Origin of the sequence: Microbacterium sp. H83 (genome assembly GCF_001650405.1) — a bacterium.
Taxonomy (GTDB): Bacteria; Actinomycetota; Actinomycetes; order Actinomycetales; family Microbacteriaceae; genus Microbacterium.
Genome location: NZ_LWCU01000010.1, coordinates 37633 through 60838, shown reverse-complemented (window position 1 = coordinate 60838; position 23206 = coordinate 37633). Strand labels below are relative to the sequence as shown.

Annotated in this window: 25 protein-coding genes; 8 read left to right on the top strand and 17 right to left on the bottom strand. The window is 71.4% G+C overall.

Annotated features, from left to right (window positions below; all coding sequences use genetic code 11):
* Positions 1-60 precede the first annotated feature (60 nt).
* Entirely contained in the window at positions 61-1068 is a 1008-nt protein-coding gene (locus A4X16_RS05435) for a LacI family DNA-binding transcriptional regulator (protein ID WP_067117566.1), read from the top strand.
* A gap of 152 nt (positions 1069-1220) precedes the next feature.
* Here the strand turns inward: A4X16_RS05435 and A4X16_RS05430 are convergent, their stop codons facing one another.
* The 3 genes from A4X16_RS05430 to fdxA form a co-directional block, all read right to left on the bottom strand.
* Positions 1221-1535, bottom strand: coding sequence for a hypothetical protein (locus A4X16_RS05430; protein WP_067117563.1), 315 nt, complete (start codon positions 1533-1535; stop codon positions 1221-1223).
* 127 nt (positions 1536-1662) lie between these two features.
* Positions 1663-2229: a flavin reductase family protein gene (locus tag A4X16_RS05425; protein ID WP_082914288.1), complete on the bottom strand. Its 567-nt coding sequence runs from the start codon at positions 2227-2229 to the stop codon at positions 1663-1665.
* On the bottom strand, positions 2226-2552 hold the full coding sequence (gene fdxA, locus A4X16_RS05420; RefSeq protein WP_067117560.1) for a ferredoxin: 327 nt from the start codon (positions 2550-2552) through the stop codon (positions 2226-2228). The genes A4X16_RS05425 and fdxA overlap by 4 nt, the downstream gene beginning before the upstream one ends.
* A gap of 92 nt (positions 2553-2644) precedes the next feature.
* Between fdxA and soxR the strand changes: the two genes are divergently transcribed.
* A complete protein-coding gene (gene soxR / locus A4X16_RS05415) occupies positions 2645-3178 on the top strand; it encodes a redox-sensitive transcriptional activator SoxR (RefSeq protein WP_067117557.1) in 534 nt (177 codons plus the stop codon).
* Here soxR and A4X16_RS05410 read toward each other — a convergent pair.
* From A4X16_RS05410 to A4X16_RS05385, 6 genes are all read right to left on the bottom strand, one after another.
* Complete coding sequence (locus A4X16_RS05410) at positions 3165-5429, bottom strand: glycoside hydrolase family 3 N-terminal domain-containing protein (RefSeq protein ID WP_067117554.1); 2265 nt, start codon at positions 5427-5429, stop codon at positions 3165-3167. The two genes, soxR and A4X16_RS05410, sit on opposite strands and share 14 nt — an antisense overlap.
* Positions 5426-6472: an ABC transporter permease gene (locus tag A4X16_RS05405; protein ID WP_067117649.1), complete on the bottom strand. Its 1047-nt coding sequence runs from the start codon at positions 6470-6472 to the stop codon at positions 5426-5428. Before A4X16_RS05405 ends, A4X16_RS05410 begins: the two co-directional genes overlap by 4 nt.
* 61 nt (positions 6473-6533) lie before the next feature.
* The gene (locus A4X16_RS05400; RefSeq protein ID WP_067117551.1) at positions 6534-7634 is read right to left on the bottom strand and encodes an ABC transporter permease; all 1101 of its coding nucleotides are present in this window, start codon (positions 7632-7634) and stop codon (positions 6534-6536) included.
* On the bottom strand, positions 7631-8452 hold the full coding sequence (locus A4X16_RS05395; protein WP_067117548.1) for an ABC transporter ATP-binding protein: 822 nt from the start codon (positions 8450-8452) through the stop codon (positions 7631-7633). The genes A4X16_RS05400 and A4X16_RS05395 overlap by 4 nt, the downstream gene beginning before the upstream one ends.
* The gene (locus tag A4X16_RS05390; protein ID WP_067117545.1) at positions 8449-9273 is read right to left on the bottom strand and encodes an ABC transporter ATP-binding protein; all 825 of its coding nucleotides are present in this window, start codon (positions 9271-9273) and stop codon (positions 8449-8451) included. Before A4X16_RS05390 ends, A4X16_RS05395 begins: the two co-directional genes overlap by 4 nt.
* 64 nt (positions 9274-9337) lie before the next feature.
* Complete coding sequence (locus A4X16_RS05385) at positions 9338-11002, bottom strand: ABC transporter substrate-binding protein (RefSeq protein WP_067117542.1); 1665 nt, start codon at positions 11000-11002, stop codon at positions 9338-9340.
* Between the two features lie 190 nt (positions 11003-11192).
* Here A4X16_RS05385 and A4X16_RS05380 point away from each other — a divergent pair, with 190 nt between their 5' ends.
* Together A4X16_RS05380 and A4X16_RS05375 are read left to right on the top strand one after the other, a co-directional pair.
* Positions 11193-11840 carry a TetR/AcrR family transcriptional regulator gene (locus tag A4X16_RS05380; RefSeq protein ID WP_067117539.1) on the top strand — a complete coding sequence of 216 codons (648 nt, stop codon included), beginning with the start codon at positions 11193-11195 and terminating at the stop codon, positions 11838-11840.
* Positions 11841-11850: 10 nt separating this feature from the next.
* Complete coding sequence (locus tag A4X16_RS05375) at positions 11851-13065, top strand: amidohydrolase (protein WP_067117536.1); 1215 nt, start codon at positions 11851-11853, stop codon at positions 13063-13065.
* Positions 13066-13365: 300 nt separating this feature from the next.
* Here A4X16_RS05375 and moaA read toward each other — a convergent pair whose 3' ends face one another.
* The 5 genes from moaA to A4X16_RS05350 form a co-directional block, all read right to left on the bottom strand.
* On the bottom strand, positions 13366-14460 hold the full coding sequence (gene moaA / locus A4X16_RS05370) for a GTP 3',8-cyclase MoaA (protein WP_067117533.1): 1095 nt from the start codon (positions 14458-14460) through the stop codon (positions 13366-13368).
* A gap of 129 nt (positions 14461-14589) precedes the next feature.
* On the bottom strand, positions 14590-15648 hold the full coding sequence (locus A4X16_RS05365) for a sulfate/molybdate ABC transporter ATP-binding protein (RefSeq protein ID WP_231880278.1): 1059 nt from the start codon (positions 15646-15648) through the stop codon (positions 14590-14592).
* Entirely contained in the window at positions 15645-16433 is a 789-nt protein-coding gene (gene modB, locus A4X16_RS05360) for a molybdate ABC transporter permease subunit (protein ID WP_067117530.1), read from the bottom strand. The genes A4X16_RS05365 and modB overlap by 4 nt, the downstream gene beginning before the upstream one ends.
* Complete coding sequence (gene modA / locus A4X16_RS05355) at positions 16430-17218, bottom strand: molybdate ABC transporter substrate-binding protein (RefSeq protein ID WP_067117527.1); 789 nt, start codon at positions 17216-17218, stop codon at positions 16430-16432. Before modA ends, modB begins: the two co-directional genes overlap by 4 nt.
* Position 17219: 1 nt before the next feature.
* Complete coding sequence (locus A4X16_RS05350) at positions 17220-17612, bottom strand: TOBE domain-containing protein (protein ID WP_067117524.1); 393 nt, start codon at positions 17610-17612, stop codon at positions 17220-17222.
* A 140-nt stretch (positions 17613-17752) separates the two neighbouring features.
* On the opposite strand from A4X16_RS05350, the gene A4X16_RS05345 reads away from it, so the two are divergent.
* Genes A4X16_RS05345 through A4X16_RS05330 form a run of 4 tightly spaced genes read left to right on the top strand, consistent with a single transcriptional unit; the run spans position 17753 to position 20473 of the window.
* Positions 17753-18523 (top strand): HesA/MoeB/ThiF family protein, encoded by a 771-nt coding sequence (locus tag A4X16_RS05345; protein WP_067117521.1) that lies wholly within the window; start codon positions 17753-17755, stop codon positions 18521-18523.
* On the top strand, positions 18520-19767 hold the full coding sequence (locus A4X16_RS05340) for a molybdopterin molybdotransferase MoeA (RefSeq protein ID WP_067117518.1): 1248 nt from the start codon (positions 18520-18522) through the stop codon (positions 19765-19767). The genes A4X16_RS05345 and A4X16_RS05340 overlap by 4 nt, the downstream gene beginning before the upstream one ends.
* Positions 19764-20243, top strand: a complete 480-nt coding sequence (gene moaC, locus A4X16_RS05335; protein ID WP_067117514.1) for a cyclic pyranopterin monophosphate synthase MoaC — start codon at positions 19764-19766, stop codon at positions 20241-20243. Before A4X16_RS05340 ends, moaC begins: the two co-directional genes overlap by 4 nt.
* Entirely contained in the window at positions 20240-20473 is a 234-nt protein-coding gene (locus tag A4X16_RS05330) for a MoaD/ThiS family protein (protein ID WP_067117511.1), read from the top strand. The genes moaC and A4X16_RS05330 overlap by 4 nt, the downstream gene beginning before the upstream one ends.
* A 97-nt stretch (positions 20474-20570) precedes the next feature.
* Here A4X16_RS05330 and A4X16_RS05325 read toward each other — a convergent pair whose 3' ends face one another.
* Genes A4X16_RS05325 through A4X16_RS05315 form a run of 3 tightly spaced genes read right to left on the bottom strand, consistent with a single transcriptional unit; the run spans position 20571 to position 23142 of the window.
* Complete coding sequence (locus tag A4X16_RS05325) at positions 20571-21011, bottom strand: molybdenum cofactor biosynthesis protein MoaE (protein ID WP_067117508.1); 441 nt, start codon at positions 21009-21011, stop codon at positions 20571-20573.
* Positions 21008-21496: a MogA/MoaB family molybdenum cofactor biosynthesis protein gene (locus A4X16_RS05320; protein ID WP_067117505.1), complete on the bottom strand. Its 489-nt coding sequence runs from the start codon at positions 21494-21496 to the stop codon at positions 21008-21010. The genes A4X16_RS05325 and A4X16_RS05320 overlap by 4 nt, the downstream gene beginning before the upstream one ends.
* 59 nt (positions 21497-21555) lie before the next feature.
* Entirely contained in the window at positions 21556-23142 is a 1587-nt protein-coding gene (locus A4X16_RS05315; RefSeq protein WP_067117502.1) for a molybdopterin-dependent oxidoreductase, read from the bottom strand.
* Positions 23143-23206: the final 64 nt, after the last annotated feature.

Here is a 23206-nt window from a genome sequence, read left to right as displayed (position 1 = left end):
CCGCTCTCGTCCACGACGACCGACGCGACCGGCGACCGGAGCACCTCAGGAAGGAACCCCATGGCGAGCATCGATGAGGTCGCCCGGCTCGCCGGCGTCTCGACGGCGACCGTGTCGCGAGCCCTCAGCGGACGCGGCCACGTGTCGGAGTCGGCGCGGCTGCGCGTGCAGGAGGCGGCGTCGACGCTCGGGTACGTCGTCTCGTCGCGGGCGTCGAGCCTGGCGTCCGGCCGCACCCGCAACGTCGGCGTCGTGGTGCCGTTCCTCGACCGGTGGTTCTTCAGCACGGTGCTGTCGGGCGTGTCAGCGGCGCTGATGCGCGAGGGCTACGACATCACGCTCTACAACATCACCGCCGACAAGGACGTCCGCCGCCACGTGTTCGACACGTTCCTCCGACGCCAGCGGGTGGATGCCGTGATCGCCGTGTCGATCGAGCTCGACGCCGACGAGACGCAGCACCTGCTCGACCTGGGACTGCCGGTGATCGCGATCGGCGGCCCGAACCCGAAGCTCGACACGCTGACCGTCGACGACGTCGCGGTCGCGCAGCTCGCGACCGAGCACCTCATCGGGCTGGGCCACCACGACATCGCCCACATCGGCGCGAACCCCGAGTTCGACATCGACTTCCACATCCCCACCAACCGTCGGCTGGGCTTCGAGCGGGCGCTGGCCGCCGCCGGCATCCCGTTGAACCCTGCCTTCCTCGAGCCCGCCGACTTCACGGTCGAAGGCGGCTACCGGGCGGCGAAGCAGCTGCTCGGTCGGCCGGGCCCCCGCCCCACGGCGGTGTTCGCAGCGTCCGACGAGATGGCGATCGGCGCGATCCTCGCCGCCCGCGACCTCGGCTTCGCCGTGCCCGGCGACCTCTCGATCGTCGGCATCGACGGCCACGAGCTCGGGGAGTTCTTCCGCCTCACGACGGTCGACCAGTTCCCGCTCGGACAGGGCGAGAGGGCGGCGGATGCCGTGCTGGCCCGGCTCACCGGAGGCGCGGATGCCGGCATCCCGGCCGCTCTGCCCTACGAGCTGAACGTCCGGGGGACGACCGCCCGCCTGGTCTGACCCCACCCCTGTCGGTCTCCGACTCCGGACGCCCGACTCCCCCTCCCGACGGTTCCCCGGACGCCCGACGGATCACGGACATCCGGACGGATCACGGACCTTCGACGACGGATCGTCCGTGATCCGTCCGATCGTCCGTGATCCGTCGGGGGTCACAGACCCGGGATCGGCTGCATCTCGAGCACCTCGATGTCGCCGCCGGAGGCGCGGTGCGGGTGCTCCTCGAACAGCGCGAGCAGCGACGCGAGCGACTCCGACTGCATGATCGAGTAGCCGCCGATGTGCGAGCCGAGCGACCCGCCCGCGACGGTCTGCGTCGGCATCCCGAGATCGACGATCGCGTCGCCCGCGCGGGCCGCCCAGTCCATCCACGCGCTCATCGACTCCGCGCCGGCCTCGGGATCGATGCTCGCCGTCTGCTCCGCCGTGCTGTCGTCGGCGCGGTACAGGATCAGGAACCGGGTCATGAGAACTCCTCGTGTCGCTGCCCGTCGGCGGCCGCCGCCGGGTCTCACGTACCGAGACGCGCGGCGGGCCCTTTCATGACGCGAGGCGCCTCGGTTCGGTGCGCGATGCGAACGGTGGAGGGGGGAGTCAGTCCGTGGGGAGCGAGTGGAAGCGGCGGTCGACGTACACGAGCGGGCGTCCCTGCTGACCGAGCAGCACCTCGTCGACCTCGGCGATCACGACGGTCGACGACCCCACGGCCACCGTCGTCATCGGATGGCAGCGCATCGCGACCCTCGCCTCGGCCAGGTACGGCTCGCCCGTGGGCAGGGCGCTCCATCCCTGCTCGGGCGTGAACCGCTCGGCACCGCTCACCGCGAAGCTCTGCGCGAGTGCGGAGTGCTCATCGTCGATCAGGTGCACGACGAACGTGTCGGACGAGAGGATCGCCCCCGCGCTGCCGGTCGCCCTCGTCACCGAGAACACGATGGCGGCGGGATCCACGGCGACCGACGCGACACTGGATGCCGTGAGGCCGACCGGCCCGTCGGGGGTCGTCGCGGTGATGATGGCGACGCCGGCCGGGTGGGCGCGGAACGCCGCCTTGAGCCCCTCCCCGACGACCGACGGCACCGGAGCAGACGGGGCCGGAGCAGACGGGGCCGGAGCAGACGGGGCGGATGCGGACGCGGCGCGAACCGGGTCATCGGTCATTCGTGGGCCTCCTGAGGCGGGAGTGCGGCGATGATCGGGTGGTCGTGCTCGATCACGCCGAGCTTCGCGGCGCCGCCGGGCGAGCCGATCTCGTCGAAGAACTCGACGTTCGCCTTGTAGTAGTCCTGCCACTCCTCGGGCAGATCGTCCTCGTAGTAGATCGCCTCGACGGGGCACACCGGCTCGCACGCACCGCAGTCGACGCACTCGTCCGGATGGATGTACAGCGAGCGCTCACCTTCATAGATGCAGTCGACAGGACATTCGTCGATGCACGCACGGTCCTTGACATCGACGCACGGGAGGGCGATCACATACGTCATGAGGCGACCGACGCAGAGCGGGGGATGGTTCGAGTCACTGTGTCACGCTAAGACCTCAAGTACACTTGAGGTCAAATCGAGGGAGGGCGCGGATGGGCGCGGAGGCGGACACCGACCGGACGGTCCACGGTCCCGACGAGCCCCTCACGATCGGCGAGATGAGCAGGCGCACCGGCGTCGCTCCCTCGGCGCTGCACTTCTACGAGAGCCTCGGGCTCATCGCCTCGACGCGCTCCCCCGGCAATCAGCGCCGCTACGCACGCCACATGCTGCGCCGGGTCTCCCTCATCACGGTGGCCAAGCGCCTCGGCATCCCGCTCGCCGACGTCCAGCAGGCGTTCGCCGACGTCCCGCTCACCCAGACGCCGAGCCACGCCGACTGGCAGCGCGCGTCACGCCGCTGGAAGCGCGTGCTCGAGAGGCGTCGCGAGGGCATCGAGCGACTCGAGCGCGAGCTGACCGGATGCATCGGCTGCGGCTGCCTGTCGATGAAGGCGTGCGGGCTGCTCAATCCCGACGACGCCCTCGGCAGTCGGGGGGCCGGCCCGCAGCGCCTCCGCGACCACGACGACGACGACGCGCAGGCCGACGACGCGCAGGCCGAGGACGCGCTCAGACCACGGTGAACCCGGCGCTGAGCAGCACCTCGTCGCGCGAGCTCGGTCCGACCAGGAGCGCGAACTCGCCGGGCTCCACGAGGCGGATGCCGGCGGCATCGACGATCGTGCACTCGGCGACCGGCAGCTGCAGCTCGACCCGCCGCGTCTCCCCCGGGGCGAGGTCGATCTGTCGGAACGTCTTGAGCTCCTTGTCCGTCCAGCTCACGCTCGTCACGACGTCTCTGACGTACACCTGGACGGTCTCCCGCACCGCACGGGTTCCGGTGTTCGTCACGGTGACGGCGCCGACGACCGTGTCGTCGAGGCCCAGCCGGGTCGACGTCAGCGAGAGATCGGCGTACGCGACGGTCGAGTAGGACCGCCCCTCGCCGAACGCCCACGCGGGCGCCTGTGTCAGGTCGGCGTAGCGGTCGCCGTGCTGGCCGCGGATCTGGTTGTAGTACGTCGGCTGCTGACCGACGTGGCGCGCGAACGAGATCGGCAGTCGCCCCGACGGCTCGACCGCACCGGTCACCACCTCGGCGAGCGCACGCCCGCCCTGCATCCCGGGATTCGCGGCCCAGATCACGGCGGCCGCCCGCGACACGGATGCCGGCAGCACGAGGGGCTTCGAGGCGAGCAGCACCACGACGACCGGCGTGCCCGTGGCGATCAGGGCATCGAGCAGGGCGTTCTGCCCGCCGATGAGCTCGAGCGTCGCGGTCGACCGCCCTTCGCCGACGAGCTCGATCCGGTCTCCGACGACCGCCACCACGACGTCGGACGCCTCGGCGGCGGCGACGGCCTCGGTGATGAGCGATTCGTCGGCATCCGCCGGCACCACGACCGAGGGTCGCGGCTGCCCGTCGGGGAAGGTCGCCCCGCGAGGGTCGGCCTCGAGTGTCAGGATGTCGGCGCCGCGCGCATGCGCGACCGTCCACCCGGCCACGCCCGACAGCCCGTCGAGCACGGTCGTGATCATCTCGCGCGGCTGGCCGTCGAGCCATCCGGCCTGCCCCGAGCCGCCGGCCCAGTCGCCGAGCTGCGTCTGCGCGTCGTCGGCGAGGGGGCCGACCACCGCCACGCGGAGCGGTGCCGTCGCGTCGAGCGGGAGGACGCCGTCGTTCTCGAGCAGCACGAGCGAGCGTCGGGCGGTCTCGAGGTTGAGCTCGGCGTGGGCGGCGCTGCCGACCATCGCGTCGAGTCGCCTCCCGGGCAGGCGCGGATCCTCGAACAGGCCCAGCTCGAACTTGAGCGTGAGGATCCGGGCGACGGCCTCGTCGAACGCGTCCTCGTCGAGCATTCCCTTCGCGACGGCATCCAGCGCGCCCTCGAAGAAGCCGGGCGTCGTCATGATCATGTCGTTTCCGGCCTTCACCGCCGCCGCCGCCGCGTGCGTGTGGTCGGGCTGCACCTGCTGCTCCCAGACCATCCTGCCGACGTTGTCCCAGTCGGTGATGAGCGTGCCGGTGTAGCCCCACTCCCCGCGCAGCACGTCGCTGAGCAGCCAGTCGTTGACCGTGATCGGCACGCCGTCGGTGGTCTGATATCCCAGCATGAAGGTGCGGCAGCCCTCACGGGCGACGCGTTCGAACGGGGGCAGGAACCAGGAGCGGAGCTTGCGCCGCGAGATGTCGGCCTCGCTCGCATCGCGTCCGCCCTGCGTCTCGGAGTACCCGGCGAAGTGCTTGGCGGTCGCGAGGATCGCTGTCGGGTCGTCGAGCCCGTCGCCCTGGTACCCGCGCACCATCGCTGAGGCGAGCTCTCCGATGAGGAACGGGTCCTCGCCGAAGGTCTCATCGATCCGGCCCCACCGCAGGTCGCGCGCGATGCACAGCACGGGTGAGAAGGTCCAGTGGATGCCGGTCGCCGCGACCTCGATCGCCGTGGCCCGCGCGACCTTCTCCACGAGCTCCGCGTTCCAGGTCGCCGCCATGCCGAGCTGCGTCGGGTAGATGGTCGCCCCCGGCCAGAACGAGTGCCCGTGGATGCAGTCCTCGCCCACCAGCAGCGGGATCCGCAGCCGCGTCCGCGCCGTGAGGGCGTTCGCCTGCAGGATGCGCTCGGGCGACGTGTGCAGGATCGATCCGACGTGACGCCGCAGGACGTGGTCCTCGAGGTCGTCGCGGGCGTCGAGCTGCAGCATCTGTCCGACCTTCTCCTCGACGGTCATGCGGTCGAGGAGGTCGGCGACGCGCGCCGCGACCGGCAGGTCGCGGTCGAGGTACGGGGCGGAGTCGAGGTCGGTCGGGCTGTCGGTCAGGGTCTGGGAGGTCATCGCTTCTTCGAGTTCCGGATATCCGTGGTCGGGGTGTTCGTGGTGGAAGAGGTCGGGGTCGGCGTCGGGATGCTGCGCACCGCGGTCACGGGATCGTTCACGTCGAGGCCCTTCTTCTTCATCGCACGTGCACGCTCGCCGGCCGACCGCAGCCGCGGGTTGACGTGCTCGTCGATGCCGAAGTTGATGAGCGACAGGGCGACGCCGATGATCGCGATGCAGAGCCCTGCGGGCACGTACCACCACCACAGCCGCGGGAAGGCGCCGTTCTGCTGCGCCCAGAACAGGATCGTGCCCCAGTTGAGGTTGCTCACCGGGATCACGCCGATGAAGGCGAGCGTGGTGAGTCCGAGGATCGCCGCCGTCACGGTGCCGACGAAGCTCGACGCGATGAGCGCCATGAGGTTCGGCAGCATCTCGACCGTGATGATGCGTCGCAGCGGCTCGCCGTTGGCGCGGGCGGCCTGGATGAAGTCGCGGTTGCGCAGCGACATGGTCTGCGCGCGGAGCACACGGGCGCCCCACGCCCACCCGGTGAGGCCGAGCACGGCTGCGATCACGATGAGCGGCGGGTTCTCGAACTGCGACGCGACGATGATGATGAGCGGGATGCCGGGGATCACCAGGAACACGTTGGTGAGCGCCGAGAGCGACTCGCTGCGCCATCCGCGCACGTAGCCGGAGATCACGCCGATGGTGATCGCGATGACGGTGGCGATGATCGCCGACAGGAAGCCGACGACGACCACGCCCTGTGTGCCGAAGATGATCTGGCTGAGCACGTCCTCCCCCATGTGCGTCGTCCCGAGCCAGTGCTCGAGCGACGGCGGCTGACGCAGCGCCGAGCGGTCCTTCTGGGTCGGGCCGTAGGGAGCGAGCAGCGGGGCGAAGATCGCGACGAGCACGAAGACCCCGAGGATGATCAGCCCGGCGACCGATTTGGGGTTGCGGAACATGGCGAACGCCTGGCCGAGCTGCGACCAGAAGGTGGTGCGCTGCGGTCCGGCATCCGTCGTCGTGCGGAACGTCGCCGTCTCCGGCATCCCGGTGGGGACGGTGCTGCCGTCGGGGGCGGTGGTGTCGGTCGAGGTGGGAGTGCTCATGTCAGGCCTCCGTCTGGCGCGTGCGCGGGTCGAGGTATGCGTAGACGATGTCGGCGAGGATGTTCGCGATCAGCACGGACAGCGTGATCACGAGGAACACTCCCTGCATGAGCGCGAAGTCCTTCGCGTTCGTGGCGTCGAGCAGGAGCTTGCCGACGCCCGGGTAGCTGAAGACCATCTCCATGACGATCGTCCCGCCGACGATGAAGCCGATGGACAGCGCGAAGCTCTGGATCTGCGGCAGCACGGCGTTGCGGGCGGCGTACGCCCACAGCACGCGGCGGTTCGGCATGCCCTTGGCCTGCGCCACCGTGATGTAGTCCTCGTCGAGCACCGTGAGCATCATGTTGCGCATGCCCAGCATCCATCCGCCGAGCGAGGCGATGACGATCGTGAGCGCCGGCAGGGTGCCGTGCATGATCACCTGGCCGATGAAGTCGAGGCTCCATTCCGGCGACTGGCCCTTGTCGTACGCGTGCGACGACGGGAACCACTTCAGCGTCGACGAGAAGATCGCGATCGCGATGAGGCCGAGCCAGAAGTACGGGATGGTGTTGAAGAAGGTGGTGATCGGGATGAGGGCGTCGAGGCGGCTGCCGCGCTTCCATCCGACGATCGCGCCGCCCACCGTGCCGAGGGCGAACGAGATGATCGTCGCCAGCCCGACGAGTCCGAGGGTCCACGGGAGGGCCGCGGCCAGCACCTCGGCGACCGGGCGCAGACCGTGCAGGGTGGAGATGCCGAGGTCGCCCCGAAGCAGCGTGCCCCAGTAGTCCAGGTACTGCTGCCACAGCGTCTTGTCCGAGTCGATGCCGAGCAGGATGCGGAGGGAGTCCGCCGCCTCCGGGCTGATGTTGCGGTTGCGCGCGAGGTACGAGCTGACCGCATCGCCCTTCATGAACCGCGGGAGGAAGAAGTTGATCGTGATCGCTGCCCACAGCGTGAACAGGTAGAACGCGGCCCGGCCGGCGAAGAACCGCCAGTGGACGATCTTCCGTCCCCTCTGCGCCGTGGTCGCCGTCGTGCCGACCTCCAGCGCGTCGTGGCGACCGCCGTCGGGGTCGAGGCCGGTCTGTCCGAGCTCGGGGGATGCGGTGGTCACCGGGTGCCTCCCTGGGGTGCGGTCGAGTGCGGGCCCGCGGCGGCGAAATGCGCCTCGGGGTCGGGCGACGCGGCGCGCAGCTCGCGGGTGTACGGGTCCTGGGGGTCGAGGATCACGGCGTCGGCGTCGCCGTGCTCGACGACGCGCCCCTGATTGAGGACCATGATCTCGTCGCTGAAGTGCCGGGCTGTGGCGAGGTCGTGCGTGATGTAGAGCACGCCCAGCCCCTCTTCGCGCTGCAGCTCGGCGAGCAGGTTCAGCACGCCCAGGCGGATGGAGACGTCGAGCATCGACACCGGTTCGTCTGCGACGAGCAGCGACGGACGGGACGCCAGGGCGCGGGCGATCGCGACGCGCTGGCGCTGGCCGCCGGACAGCTCGTGCGGGCGGCGGTCGATCACGGCATCCGCGTCGAGTCGCACGCGCTCGAGCAGTCGGCGCACCTCGGCTTCGGTCTCCGCCCGGGGGACGACGTCGTCGAGGCGGAGGGGCCGCTCCAGGTGGTAGCGGATCGAGTGATACGGGTTGAGCGACGCGAACGGGTCCTGGAAGACCATCCGCAGCTGCTGCCGGTAGGCGCGCAGCCCCCGTCCCCGCCTCGGGATCGGGGTGCCGTCGAGCCGCACCTCGCCGCTCGTGGGCGCCTCGAGCTGGGTGAGGATCTTGGCGATGGTGGACTTGCCGCTGCCCGACTGACCGACGAGTCCGATCGTCCGGCCGGACGTCAGGGTGAAGCTCACGTCGTCGAGGGCCTTCAGCTGGCCGGCACCCCGGACGTTGTACACCTTGCTGACATGGGAGAACTCGAGGGTCGTCATCGGGTCAGCACTCCTCTCTCTCCGGTCAGGCGCGGGAACGACGACAGCAGCGTGCGGGTGTAGTCGTGCTGCGGGTTCGTCCAGATCTCCTCGGCCGCGGCGAGCTCGACGATCTCGCCCTGCCGCATGATCGCGATCCGGTCGCTGATCTCCAGCAGCAGCGGGAGGTCGTGGGTGATGAAGATGACCGAGAACCCGAACTCGTGGCGCAGCTGCGAGATCTGCTTCAGGATCTCCCGCTGCACGAGCACGTCGAGCGCCGTCGTCGGCTCGTCCATCACCATGAGCTGCGGGCGCAGGGCCAGTGCCATCGCGATCATGACGCGCTGACGCATGCCGCCGGACAGCTCGTGCGGGAAGGAGCGGATGCGCTGGCGCCCGACCTTGACGATCTCGAGAAGGTCCTCGGCCTCGGCACGGCGCTGACGACGGGTCATGTCGGGGCGGTGGATCTCGAAGACGTCCTCCAGCTGCGAGCCGATCGTGGCCACGGGGTTGAGCGCGTTCATCGCCCCCTGGAACACCATCGAGACCTTGTCCCAGCGGAACCGCTGCATCGCCTCGACGCCGAGGGCGTTGATGTCGACGTCGACGCCCGAGGCGTCGTGGAAGGTGACGCTGCCGCCGGCGATCACCGCGGGCGCCCGCAGGAGGCGCTGGATGCCGTAGGCGAGGGTGGTCTTCCCGCATCCGCTCTCGCCGGCGAGGCCGAGGATCTCGCCGCGCCGCAGCTCGAGGGTGACGTCCTTCACCGCCTCGACGGGCGGATCGACGTCGTACACGACGGAGAAGTCGCGCACGCTGAGGAGTGTTTCTGACATGGAGGGTCCTTCGTCGGTCGGAGGGATGGGCGGATGCCGCGGCATCCGCCCATCCGGTGACTGCCTACTCGGCCGGCTTCAGCTTCGTGAGGATCATCACGATGTTCTGCTGCGTGGGGTCGCCCGACGCGTAGGGGTCGTCCTCCGACGGCCATCCGACGTAGTTCCGGGTGTTGTACTCGCTGAGCAGCGGGTGCGCGCCGAGCGGGATCGCCGGCACCTGGTCGACGAAGATCGTCTGCAGCGTCTGCATCGCCGTGGTGCGCTCCTCGTCGGAGGCGGCGTTCGCGTACGTGTTCAGGGCCTCTGTCGCCGCGGGGTCGTCGAAGCGGCCGAAGTTGAATCCGGCGATGCCCTCGGGGGAGATCCAGCGCGGGTCCATGGTCGAGGTGTAGAGGCCGTAGGCCGTGTTGCTGTCCTCGAGCCAGTGGATGATCGCCGAGAACGTGCCCTCGTCGCGCGGGCCGGCCCAGCCGCCCCAGTCGGGCATGTCGATCTTCACCTCGGCGCCGATCGACTCGCTGATGTCCTCCGCGATGAGCTCCTGCGCGGTGTTCCAGTCGCTCCAGCCGGAGGGCACGGAGAGCGTGAACGACACGGGCGTGCCGTCGGGGTCGATCAGCGCGTCGCCGTCCCACGTGTAGCCGGCGGACGTGAGCAGCTCGCGCGCCTTCTCGGCGTCGACCGAGTACTCCTCGCCCTGGAAGTCGGGCTGGATCTCGTCCTCGAGGATCGTCGACAGTCCGGTCACCGACCACACGGGCTCGCTCGCACCCTCGCGGGCGATGTCGACATAGGCGTCGCGGTCGATGACCCAGGCGAGCGCCTGGCGGAACGCGACGTCGTCGAACGGCTTCTCGTGGAGGTTCATGAAGAGCGTCGCCGAGCCGGTGGTCGGGGCCACGAAGTACTTGTTGTGCTCGGGGTCGGCGTCGAGGAACTGCTCCTGAATCTGCGGGATGAACGCCTGCGCCCAGTCGGCCTCGCCCTGCGACAGCGCGGTGGTGAGCGCGGTGTTGTCGCCGTACGAGACGTAGTGCAGCTCGGGCACGGCGAGGTCGCCGCCCCAGTAGTCGTCGCGCGCCTCGAGCGTGACCGACTCGGTCGACCAGTTCGACAGCGCGTAGGGGCCGGTGCCGACGAGGTCGTCGCCCTTGATCGGGTCGGTGGCCGGCTCGTCGAGTTTCTCCCAGATGTGCTTCGGCACGATCGGGACGTGCAGGACGCGGGCCTGGTTGACGTACTTGGACTCGCCGAACGTCAGCGTGACGGCGTCGCCGTCGACGGTCGCGCCCTCGAACTTGAGACCCGCGGTGTCGAGCGCGGGGGTCGATACGAGCTCGTAGGTGAACACGATGTCGTCGGCGGTGAACGGCTCGCCGTCGCTCCAGGTGACGTCCTTGCGGGGCACGACGGTGAGGGCGGTGTAGTCGTCGTTCCATTCGATGCTCTCGGCCAGCCACGGGGTGACCTCGCGGTCGCCGGTCTGGTTCACGAGCCCGAGGCTCTCGAAGATGACCTTGCCGTAGCCGTACTTCGACGCGGCGGAGTCGCCCACGTACGGGTTGTTGGACTCCGTGGTGATCGCGCCGTCGGGCTTGGCGATGGTGAGGGCCGCCCCGCCGTCGCCGCCGCCGTCGGTCGAGCCGCCGGCGGCGCATCCGGCGAGGGCCGAGACGCCGATCAGGGAGATCGCCGCGACGGCGATCAGGGACTTTCTGAGCTTCATTGCTTCTCCTTGGGCACGGGTCGTTGTGCTGCGTGAACGCGCCGGAGGCTCGGGCATCCGGTGCCGTTTGCTTACTGGCGAGAAAGTAAGCTGGTGCGAGGTTACCCGTCAGTAAGTAGAGTTGGCAAGTACGATCCCTTGCAGGATCGCCGCAGACCCGTTCGAGAGCCCGTGCAGGTGAGGAGGGACCATGTCGAAGGACGCCGTCGCGCCGGTGAACGTCCGCCCCGCCACCAGGGAGAAGCGCGAGCAGATCCTCAAGGCGGCCGTCGAGATCTTCGGCAACAAGGGCTCGACGAACGGCACGCTCGCCGACGTCGCCGAGCAGGTCGGCATCACGCACGCCGGCGTGCTCCACCACTTCGGCTCGAAGCAGAAGCTCCTCCTCGAGGTGCTCGCCTATCGGGACCAGGCCGACGTCGCCGAGCTCGCCGACAAGCACATCCCGGGCGGGCCCGAGCTGTTCCTCCACCTCGTGCGCACGGCGATCGCGAACGAATCGCGGCCGGGCATCGTGCAGGCGTACACCGTGCTGTCCTCCGAGTCGGTGACCGACAACCACCCGGGGCGCGAGTACTTCGAGGACCGCTACACGACCCTGCGGCGCGAGGTCACCGATGCGTTCCACGAGCTCTGCGCGCAGGAGGGCGTGACCGAGCCCGACACGATCGCGGCGGCCGCGGCCGGAATCCTCGCCGTCATGGACGGCCTGCAGCTGCAGTGGCTGCTGCACCGCGACGTGTTCGCCCTCGGCGAGGCGAGCGAGTTCGCGATCCGCGCGATCGTGAACGGCGTGCTGCACCCCGGTCCCGCTCTGGAGACGTACCGCCGCGAGTAGGCTCGGGGCCATGACGATCGACCTCGAAGCGCTCTACATCGACCTGCACCAGCATCCCGAGCTCTCGTTCCAGGAGACCCGCACCGCGGGCATCGCCGCCGGCCACCTGCGCGACCTCGGACTCGAGGTGCACGAGGGCGTCGGCGTCACCGGGGTCGTCGGCGTGCTGCAGAACGGCGACGGGCCGGTCGTCTGGGTGCGGGCCGACATGGACGCCCTGCCCGTGGGCGAGCTCACCGACCTGCCGTACGCCAGCACCGCCACCGGCATCGACCCGGCCGGCAACACCGTGCCCGTCATGCACGCGTGCGGCCACGACATGCATGTCACGGCGATGATCGGCGCGGTCGAGAAGCTGGTCGCCGAGCGCGGCGAGTGGGCGGGCACGCTGGTGGTGCTCATCCAGCCCGCCGAAGAGTACGGCGCCGGCTCCCGGGCCATGCTCGACGACGGACTCCGCGACCTCGTGCCGCACCCCGACATCGTGCTCGGCCAGCACGTGACCCCGCTGCCCGCCGGCACGATCGGCGTCCGTCCCGGCACGCAGATGGCGGCGTCCGATGGACTCACCGTCACGCTGCACGGTCGCGGCGGGCACGGATCCCGTCCGCACTCGACCATCGATCCGGTCGTCATGGCGGCGGCGACCGTCATGCGCCTGCAGACCATCGCCTCGCGCGAGGTGGACCCGCGCGACGTCGCGGTGGTGACCGTCGGCTCGATCCACGCCGGCCTCAAGAACAACATCATCCCGGCGGAGGCGAAGCTCGAGCTCAGCCTGCGCTACCCGAACGACGAGATGCGCGATCGGGTGCTCGCCAGCGTCGAGCGCATCGTGCGGGCCGAGGCCGCGGCATCCGGAGCCGAGCGCGAGCCCGAGATCCGCACCGACCACACTCTGCCGCCCACGATCAACGACGCCGACGCCACCGCCCGCGTCACGTCGGCCCTGCAGCGCGTGCTCGGCGAGTCCTCGGTCGTGGACCCCGGGATGTTCACCGGCAGCGAGGACGTGTCGTGGTTCGCCCGCGACACCGGCGTGCCGCTCGTGTTCTGGTTCTGGGGCGGCGTGGACCCCGCCGCGTTCGCCGCGGCGATGGCCGCCGGGACGCTCGACAAGGACGTGCCGACGAACCACTCCCCCTACTTCGCGCCCGAGATCCACCCGACCATCGAGGTCGGCGTCACGGCGCTCTCCGCGGCGGCGCGGGAGTTCCTCGGCTGACGCTCGGTCGCGCCCGTCGCGTGCCGTTCACGATTCAGCACGGGCGGTCGGAATCGAGCCGCATCCGCACTCTGCAGAGCCGGAACGCCCGTTCTCTGCTGAATTGTGAACGCCGAGCGGGGCTGCCTCAGCCCAGAGCGCTCTCGTCACCGGAGCTCGGGTGCGGGACGGAGGTCGTACCGCGACCCGCGCTCTGCCGTTCACGATTCAGCACGGATGGCAGCGGTCGCTCCGCATCCGCACTCTGCAGAGGCGGAACGCCCGTTCTCTGCGGAATCGTGCACGCGAAGCGGCGCTGCCTCAGCCGCCGATCGCGTTCATCCCGCGGGCCGGCTGCAGGAACGACGGATCGTTGATCGCGTGCCCCGGCAGCTTGCCGTGCACGCAGGAGCGCAGCATGTCGGCGATGCCCTCGACGCGCGCGTCGGAGCCGGGGGCGGATGCCGCGTCGCCGCGCAGCACGCCGACCAGGTCGTACTCCGTGTTCGAGAAGAGGCAGTTGCGCAGCTGTCCGTCCGCGGTCAGGCGCAGCCGGTCGCAGGCGCCGCAGAACGGAGCCGTGACCGACGCGATCACGCCGACCTCGTGCGGACCGCCGTCGATGCGCCACTTCTCGGCCGGGGCTCCGCCGCGGCCCGGCACCGGTTCGAGGCTCCAGCGCGCACCGAGCTTCTCGAGGATCTCCTCGCGCGTCACCATCGAGTCCCGGTCCCACGTGTGACCCGCGTCGAGCGGCATCTGCTCGATGAACCGCAGCTGCGCGCCGACGCCCATCGCGAAGGCGACCAGGTCGGGCAGCTCGTCGTCGTTCACGCCGCGCATGGCCACGGCGTTGAGCTTGAGCGGACGCAGCTCGGATGCCGCCGCTGCCGCGATGCCCTCGAACACGTCGTCGAGCCGGTCGCGCCGGGTGAGGTCGGCGAAGCGCTGCCGGTCGATCGTGTCGATGCTGATGTTGAGGCGGGTGAGCCCCGCGTCGACGAGGGCCGGCAGCCTGGCGGGGAGGCCGATGCCGTTCGTCGTCATGGCCACTTCGACCGGACCGTCGTCGCCGCGGATCGCCGCGACGCGACGGACGACGTCGACGATGTCGGCGCGCAGCAGCGGCTCTCCGCCGGTGAGACGGAACGTGCGGATGCCGAGCGACGCCGCGACCTCGGCCACCTCGACGATCTCGTCGGTCGACAGGATGCTGGTGCGGGCCAGCCACTCGTTGCCCTGCTCCGGCATGCAGTACGTGCAGCGCAGCGAGCAGCGGTCGGTCAGGGAGATGCGGAGGTCGCGGTGCACGCGGCCATGCGTGTCGACGAGGCCCCGCGGGCTCGGAGCGGCGACGGCATCGGACGCCGCGCCGACCTGAGCCCGCACGCCGATCACGACCGGCACGGCCGTCATCGCGTCTCCCCGCTCCCCGCCATGCTCCGAGACTAGCCCGCGTCCCCGGCACCGGGCTCCGCTGCGCCCGACAACCGGCATATTGCCAGGTGGGGCGCAGGTCGGGGCGCGGATCGGATCGCCCGCGGGTCAGGCCGGGACGAAGCGCACCAGGTCAGGGTCGACGGACAGCCGCAGGCGGTCTCCGCTCGCCAGTCCCGCCGCAGCCTCCCGCGAGAGCTCCGCAGCGCCCGCATCCGTGTGCACGCGGGCCCCGGCGACGGTCGGCTCGACGCGGGTCACGGTGGCCGTCCACACGTTCTCGGCCGTCTCCGCCTCCGTCGCGTGCACGTCGGACGGTCGGAACACCGCGGCGAGCGCGGCGCCGTCGGTCGCCGCGAGCGCCCGTGACACCCGGTCGGTGCTCGTCAGCCGCATGCCGCCGGCGCGCCAGTCCCCGTCCGCGGCGGCTCCCAGGAGCCGGTTCACCCCGGCGATCGAGGCGACGAACCCGGACGCCGGGGCGGCGAGCACGTCACGCACACCGCCCTCCTGCGTGACACGACCGCGCTCGACGATCACCAGACGGTCCGCGAGCGCGACGGCATCCTCCGCGTCATGCGTGACCGCGACGGTCGTGGTCGAGACGAGCTGGTCGCGCAGCATCCGCCGGATGTCGCCGGCCGTCACGGGATCGAGAGCGACGAGCGGCTCGTCGAGCAGCACGACGCGAGGGGACGCGGCGAGCGCCCGCGCGACCGCGACGCGCTGCTGCTCGCCCCCGGACAGCTCGTGCGGCATGCGGCGGCCGGCCCCAGGGAGACCGACGCGGTCGAGCCACTCGTCGGCGGCACGCGCGGAGTCCGAGGGAGAGGCGCCGGTCGCGCGAGGCCCGAAGGCGACGTTGTCCGCCGCCGAGAGGTGCGGGAACAGCCGCGGCTTCTGCCCGAGCAGCACCACGCCGCGGCGCATCGGCTCGGTGCGCACTCGCGGCTTCGCTGCGCGGTCGACGATACGGCCGTCGACCGCGATCTCGCCGTCGCCGAGCGGCTCGAGACCGGCCAGGGCCTGCAGCACGGTGGACTTGCCGGCGCCGCTCGGTCCCATGACGGCCACCGTCTCTCCGGGCGCCGCCCGCAGCGCGACGTCGACGGTGAAGTGCTCGCGCGGCACCACCACCCGCGCTCGCAGACCTCCGGCCGCGGTCACCGCCCGACTCTCGGCCGCCAGCCGCGCACGAGCAGGAGCACGACGATCGCGGCCGCCAGGAGCAGCAGCGCGAGGGCGACGGCGGTGCCCTGCGACACCCCGGCTCCGTTGAACGCGGTGTAGATCGCCAGCGGCATGGTCTGGGTGACGCCAGGGCGGTTGCCGGCGAAGAGCGCCGTCGCTCCGAACTCGCCGATCGCGCGGGCGAAGCACAGCACGACGCCGGCGACGATGCCGGGGGCCGCGAGCGGGAGCGTGATGCGGCGGAGGATGGTCCATCGGCTCGCTCCGAGCGCGGCCGCGGTGCGCTCGTACTCGACGCCGGACGTGCGGACCGCGCCCTCCACCGCCAGCACGAGGAACGGCAGCGCGACGAACGTCTGGGCGAGGATGACCGCGGGCGTGCTGAACGACAGGCCCAGTCCGCCGAGCCAGCCCGCGCGGCCGAACAGGTAGAGGAGAGCGACGCCTCCGACCATGGGCGGGAGGACGAGCGGGATCGTCACGGCGGCGCGCAGCACGGCGGCCAGGCGCGGGCCGGAGCGGGCGATCAGCAGCGCGAGCGGCACCCCCAGCAGCGTGCACATCAGCGTGGCGACGAGACCCGTGCCGAGCGAGAGGAGCAGTGCGTCCCGCGCGGCCTCCGACGTGATGTCGGTCAGGAAGGTCGACCACTCGACGCGGGCGACCAGAGCGGCCAGCGGGAGCAGGAGGAAGGCGAGACCGAGGAGCGCGGGAACGGCGAGCGAGCGCGGAGCGTAGCCCTGCGCTCGGCTCGTGCTCACGGGGCTCCGAATCCGAAGTCCGCCAGGATGCCCTGTCCCTCGTCCGACAGCACGAAGGCCACGAACGCCTCGGCGGCCTCGGGGTTCGCCGCCTCGGCCAGGGCCGCGATCGGATAGCGGTTCACGACCTCGTCGGCACCCTCGGGCACGATCACCTCGACGTCGTCGCGACCGATGACGTCCGTCGCGTACACGAGTCCCGCGTCCGCCTCGCCCGCCGCGACCTTGGTGAGCACCGCGGTGACGTTCTGCTCGAGGCTCGCGGGTGCGACCGAGACCCCGGCGTTCGACAGGAGCGTCGCGGAGGCGGCGCCGCACGGCACCTCGGGCGCGCAGAGCACCGTCGTCACCTCGGCGAGGTCGGCGAGCGTCTCGACGCCGCCCGGGTTGCCGGCGGGCACCGCGATCACGAGGGTGTTCGAGGCGAACAGCGCCGGGTCGAGGGCGGCGTCGTCGAGCTTCTCCATGTTCGCCTCGTCCGCCGATGCGAAGACGTCGCCGGGAGCGCCCTCGAGCAGCTGGGTGACGAGCGTCGACGATCCGTCGTAGATCGGGCTCACCGTCACGTCGGGGTTCTGATCGGTGAACGCGGCCGCGATCTCGTCGAAGGCGCCGGAGAGCGACGCCGCCGCGTACACCGCGAGGTCGCCGCTGATCCCTTCCTCCGGAGCCCCGGTCGAGGGAGCCTCGGTGGCGGGCTCGGCGCCCTGCGACGCGCAGCCCGACAGAGCGAGCGCCGCGACGGCGAGGACTCCGAGGACGGATCGGCGGATCGAGCGGTTCATGTCAGCCCTTCGGAACTTCGACGACGACGGTGGTGGCTTTGACGGATGCGGTGGCGAGCGAGCCGACCTCGAGGCGCAGCTCGCGTGCCGCCTCGGCGGACATGAGCGACACGACCCGGTGCGGCCCGGACTGCAGGTCGACCTGGGCCATGAGGCCGTCGATCTGCACGCGGGTGACGATCCCGACGAAGCGGTTGCGCGCACTCGAGAGGGCGTCTCCCGGGTCGGCGACCTCCTCGGCCAGCGCCACAGCCCTGGCGGCGAGGGCGTCACCCGGGATCTCGGCGGGCACGGCATCCGTCGTCGGCAGCAGCCCCTGATCGATCCAGCGCCGCACCGTATCGTCGCTCACGCCGAGCAGCTGAGCCGCGCGGGCGATCCGGAAAGTCTCCATGCTGTGATGCTACCGCAGGTGCGGAGATCTGCGGCCGAATCAGCCGCGCATGCGGCGCGATCGGGAATCGACCCTCTCGACATGGATCTCCGCCGTCAACCCCCGATGGCGCATGCACGGGTCGGGCATAGCCTGGGGCCATGCAGCCGCTCGTCGCCCCCGCCTCGTCCCTCGACCCGACCGAGCTCGTGCGCACCGCCCGTCACGCCGTGCTCGCCGGAATCGGCGAGGAGGGGCAGCGGCGTCTCTCCGCCGCCCGTGTCGCCGTCGTCGGAGCGGGCGGCATCGGATCTCCGGTGCTGCTCGCGCTGGCCGCCGCGGGAGTCGGCACGATCACCCTGATCGACGACGACGTGGTCGAGCTCACGAACCTGCAGCGCCAGCTCGCCCATCGCGTGGACGACATCGACACACCGAAGACCGCCTCCGCCGCCCGGGCGATCACCGCTCTGGCGCCGAGGGCGCTCGTGATCCCGCACACCGTGCGGCTCGACGCGACCAACGCGCACGCTCTGCTCGCGGACGCCGACATCGTCGTCGACACGAGCGACTCCTTCTCGACCAGGCGCGATGTGGCAGCCGCGGCCGAGGCCCTCGGCATCCCGCTCGTGTGGGGTGCCGTGCAGGAGTGGCACGCGCAGGCCACCGTGTTCTGGTCGGCGCCGCCCGCCGGCTCGGACCCCGTGGTGCTCGCCGACCTCTTTCCGCACGGGACCGAGGGCGACCCGCCCAGCTGCGCGCAGGTCGGCGTGCTCGGGGCGCTGTGCGTGCAGGTCGGCGGGATGCTGGCGGGCGAGGTCGTGAAGCTGGTGACCGGTGCGGGCGAGCCGCTGCTCGGACGCCTCGCGATGATCGACGCGCTCGGCGGTCGACAGCACGAGATCGCGATCCGGTCGGCGGTGGCCGCATGAGCGCCTCCGCCGGCGGCCGCCGTACGGTCGAGGAGCAGCTGTCCAGGGTCCTGGATGCCGTGCAGACGCTGCCGCCCGAGATCAGGGCCCTGCGCGACGCCGCCTCCCGCACGCTCGCCGGACCCGCGGTCGCGGCGCACGACATCCCGCTGTTCGACAACTCCGCCATGGACGGCTTCGCCGTGCGGTACGAGGATGTCGCCGCAGCATCCGCCGCGCAGCCCGCCGTCCTGCGCGTCGTGGCCGATCTGCCTGCCGGGGTCTCGGACGACCCGCCGCTCGGGCCGGGCGAGACCGCGCGCATCATGACCGGCTCGCCGACGCCGACCGCGGCCGACGCGATCGTGCCGTTCGAGGACACGGCGGGCGGCTTGGCCGACTCCCTGGGCGAGGTCCGGGTGCTGCGGGCGCCCGCCGCCCCCGGAGCCTTCGTCCGACGCCGGGGCGCCGACCTGCACGCCGGAGACCCTGTCGTGCTCGCCGGCGAACGCCTCGGACCCTTCCAGCTGTCGGCCGCCGTCGCCGCCGGCGTCGACCCGGTGTCCGTCACCCGCGCGCCGCGCGTGGCCGTGGTCTCGACCGGCAGCGAGCTGCTCGCCCCCGGCGACCCCGCGACGCGCGGTCGCATCCCGGACTCGAACGGCCCCCTTCTCGAGCTCCTGGTCGCCGAGGCGGATGCCGAGGTGGTGCTCGTCGCCCGGGTCGCCGACGACGCCGACGGCGTGCGCGCCGCGACCGCGTCGGCCGTGGAGCGCGGGGCCGACGTCATCGTCTTCACGGGCGGGGTCAGCGCGGGCGCCTACGAGCCGGTGCGTGGAGCGTTCGACGGCGGCGGCCAGGTCGAGTTCGCGAGCGTGGCGATGCAGCCCGGCAAGCCGCAGGCCTTCGGAGTGCTCGACTCCGGGGCCCTCGTCTTCGGGCTGCCCGGCAACCCGGTGAGCGTCGCCGTGTCGTTCGAGGTGTTCGTGCGGCCGGCGCTGCTGGCGCTGCAGGGTCGCACCGAGATCCACCGCCCGCGGGCGACGTTCACCGCCGATGCCGGCTGGACGACGCCGCCGGGACGACGCCAGTACCTGCCCGCGGTCGTCGACCTCGCCGCCCGCACCGTGCGTCCCGCGACGGCGGGGGGATCGGGCTCGCATCTCGCCGGCGGCCTGGCCCGCGCACACGCGTTCGCGATCGTGCCCGCCGAGGTGGAGGCCGTCGCCGTGGGCGACCCGATCGATGTCATGCTGGTCGGATGAGCTTCCCCCATCTCGACGCGGCCGGCCGGGCGCACATGGTCGACGTGACCGCCAAGCAGCCGACCGTGCGGACCGCCACCGCCCGCGGCTTCGTGCGCTGCAGCCCCGAGGTGATCGCGGCCCTGCGCGACGGCACCGCCCCGAAGGGCGACGTGCTCGCCGTCGCCCGCATCGCCGGCATCCAGGCTGCGAAGTCCACCCCGGCACTTCTTCCCCTCGCCCACGTGATCGGCGTGCACCGCGCCGGTGTCGAGCTCGACATCGTCGATGACGGCGTGCACGTCGAGGCGACCGTCGGCACCGCCGATCGCACGGGGGTCGAGATGGAGGCGCTGACCGCCGTCTCGGTGAGCGCTCTCGCGATCGTCGACATGATCAAGGGCCTCGACCGCGCGGTCGTGATCGAGGACGTGCGCATCGTCGCCAAGTCGGGCGGGCGCTCGGGAGACTGGGTGCGCCCCGGGGAGAGCCGATGACCAGGGTGCGCTACTTCGCCGCCGCCGCCGAGGCCGCGGGCACGGAGGCCGAGGAGCGCGGCGAGCCGTCGCTCGATGCGCTGCGGGCCGCGGTCGTCGCGGATCACCCCGCGCTGGCCGACATCCTGCCGCGATGCGCCGTGCTCGTCGACGGAGTGCGCCGCGACGCCGACCTGTCGCTCGCCGACGCCGAGCTCGTCGACGTGCTGCCGCCCTTCGCCGGCGGCTGAGACCCCACCGGGCTGAGCCCACCGGCCCGACCCCACCGGCCTGAGCCCACCGGCCTGAGCCCACTGGCCCTGCTGCCCGGAGGGGCTGGGTCCGGCGTCAGCCGCCGATGCCCTTCCACGACGTCGTGCCGTCGGACTCGAGCTGGCGCTTCCATACCGGCAGCTCGCTCTTGATGTCCTCGATCACCGCACGGCAGACCTCGAACGCCTCGGCGCGGTGCTCGGCGGCCACGGCGATGACGACCGCGGCGTCCCCGACACCCAGCGTTCCGACGCGGTGACTCACCGCCACGACGATGCGCGCGTCGCCGACGGCATCCGCCCCGGCCTTCTCGGCGATGCTCCGCAGCGCGGCCTCCGCATCGGGATGCGCGCTGTACTCGAGGCCGACGACGGGGGTCTGCGCGTCGGGGTCGTTGTCGCGCACCCGGCCGATGAACGTGGTGACCCCGCCGAGCCGCGGGTCGTCGACGGCGGCGAGGTGCGCCTCGACATCGAGCGCGTCCTCCGCGAGCGCGGCGATCTTCACGTCGTTCATGAGTGGTCTCCTCCGTCGGTCTGGTCCACCACGTGCCGCGCGACGGTCAGGACGACCGGCACGCCCGAGGCCACGGCCCGCGTGGAGCCCGGCAGGTTCACGATCAGCGCTCCGGCCGGGTCGACGACGCCCGCGAGTCCCCGCGACAGGACCGACAGCGGCGTGTCGGCGAGACCGCTGCGCCGCAGCTCCTCGGCGATCCCCGGGACCTCGCGGGTGATGACCTGGCGCGTCCCCTCGGGTGTCTCGTCGCGGGGTCCCACACCGGTGCCCCCGGTGGTCACGATCAGGCGCACGCCCTTCGCGACAGCGCGGCGCAGCGCATCGGCGACCGAGTCGGCGCCGTCGGGGATCACCTGCGCGTCAGGGCAGTGCCACCCGGCATCCCGCAGCAGACCCACGGCGATCGGTCCGCCGCGATCCTCGCGCTCCCCGGAGAAGGAGCGGTCCGAGACGGTGATCACACACGCGGGGAGCGACGTCATGGCTCCACCCTAGGGGCGGCGCGGCCGTCCGCCCCGGTACGGATGCCGTGGCGCACCGATCAGGTGACGCGGATGAGCGAGCGCTGCCAGCCCGACGAGCCGTCGGGAGCGATCGGCGCGCGCTCCTCGATCTGGAGGTCGCCGTTCTTGTTGGTCGCGCGGACGGCGACGTAGTGCGTGCCGGGAGTGGCATCCCACTCCATGAACCACTGCACCCAGGTGTCCTCGTTGATCGGCGCCGACAGCGTCGCGGGCACCCACTCGCCCTCGTCGATCTTCACCTCGACCTTCTCGATGCCCACCGACTGCGCCCACGCCACACCGGCGATCGGGATGCGCCCCGACGCCACGGCGGAGCCGAGCTTGGGGGTGTCGATGCGCGACGAGAACTTGATGGGCGCCTCGGCGCTGTATCCGCGGGGCGTCCAGTAGGCCTCGTCGTCGGCGAAGGTTGTGACCTTGAGCTCGGTGAGCCACTTGGTCGCCGAGACGTACCCGTACAGGCCGGGCACGACCATCCGCACGGGGAAGCCGTGCTCGAGCGGCAGCAGCTCGCCGTTCATGCCGACCGCCAGGATCGCGTCGAGGTTCTCGTCGGTGAGAGCCGAGAGCGGCGTGCTCGCCGTGTAGCCGTCGACGCTCTTCGAGAGCACCATGTCGGCCCCCGACTTCACTCCGGCCTTCTTCAGCACGTCGCGCAGCGGGACGCCCAGCCACATCGCGTTGCCGACGAGCTCGCCGCCGACCTCGTTCGAGACGCAGGTGAGCGTGATCGCATACTCGTCGAGACCCATGTCGAGGATGTCCTGGAAGCTCATCTCCACCCGCTGGTCGACCATGCCGTCGATCACCAGGCGCCACGTCGCGGGGTCGATGGTCGGCACGGTCAGCGCCGTGTCGACGCGATAGAAGTCCTCGTTGGGGGTGAAGAGCGAGCTGAGCCCCGGGATGTCGAACTCGGCGCCCTGCGGAACGGTCACCGTCGACGTCGGCGACGGGAGCTTCAGTGCGTCGCGGATCGATGCGACCGAGGCGACGGTCATGCTCACCGCGCGCGAGGCGACGCCGACGATCACCGCGGACGCGCCGGCGATCCCGGCGAGGATGAAGAACTGTCGGCGACCCATCTGCGTCGGGGGCTCGCTCTCCCCGTCCGCGGCCGTCACGGCGACGACGTCGGCCTTCCACGCCGTCAGGCGGCGGTTGAGCAGCACCAGGACGATCGATCCCACGACGGTTCCGAGCAGGGGAGGCAGGAACGCGAGCGGCGTGACTCCGGCGCGCGTGACGATCGCCGCGGTCGAGAGGGCGCCGGCGATCACGAGGGCGACGACGCCGAGCGGTGGCCGCACGAGCTGCAGGATGCCGGCGATGGCCGAGGCGATCACCACCGCGAGGCCGAGGCCGACGAGCAGCGCGATCTTGTCGTATTCACCGAACGTCGCGATCGCGAACTCCTTGAAGGGCTGCGGCACGATGTCGATCACGAAGCCGCCGACGGCGAGGATCGGGCTGGCCGAGCGCGCGAAGATCAGCGCGAAGAGCTCTGCCGTCGCGAGGAAGACCGCTCCGCTGATCACTCCGGCGAGCGCCGCCCAGAGGACGAAGCGGCCGCGCGTGCCGTGGGGCCTGTTCCGCTGTGCCATGGTCTGCTCCTCGTTCGCCGGCGCCGGGGTCAGCGGTTGTTCGGAGCGGGGGGCGAATCGGATC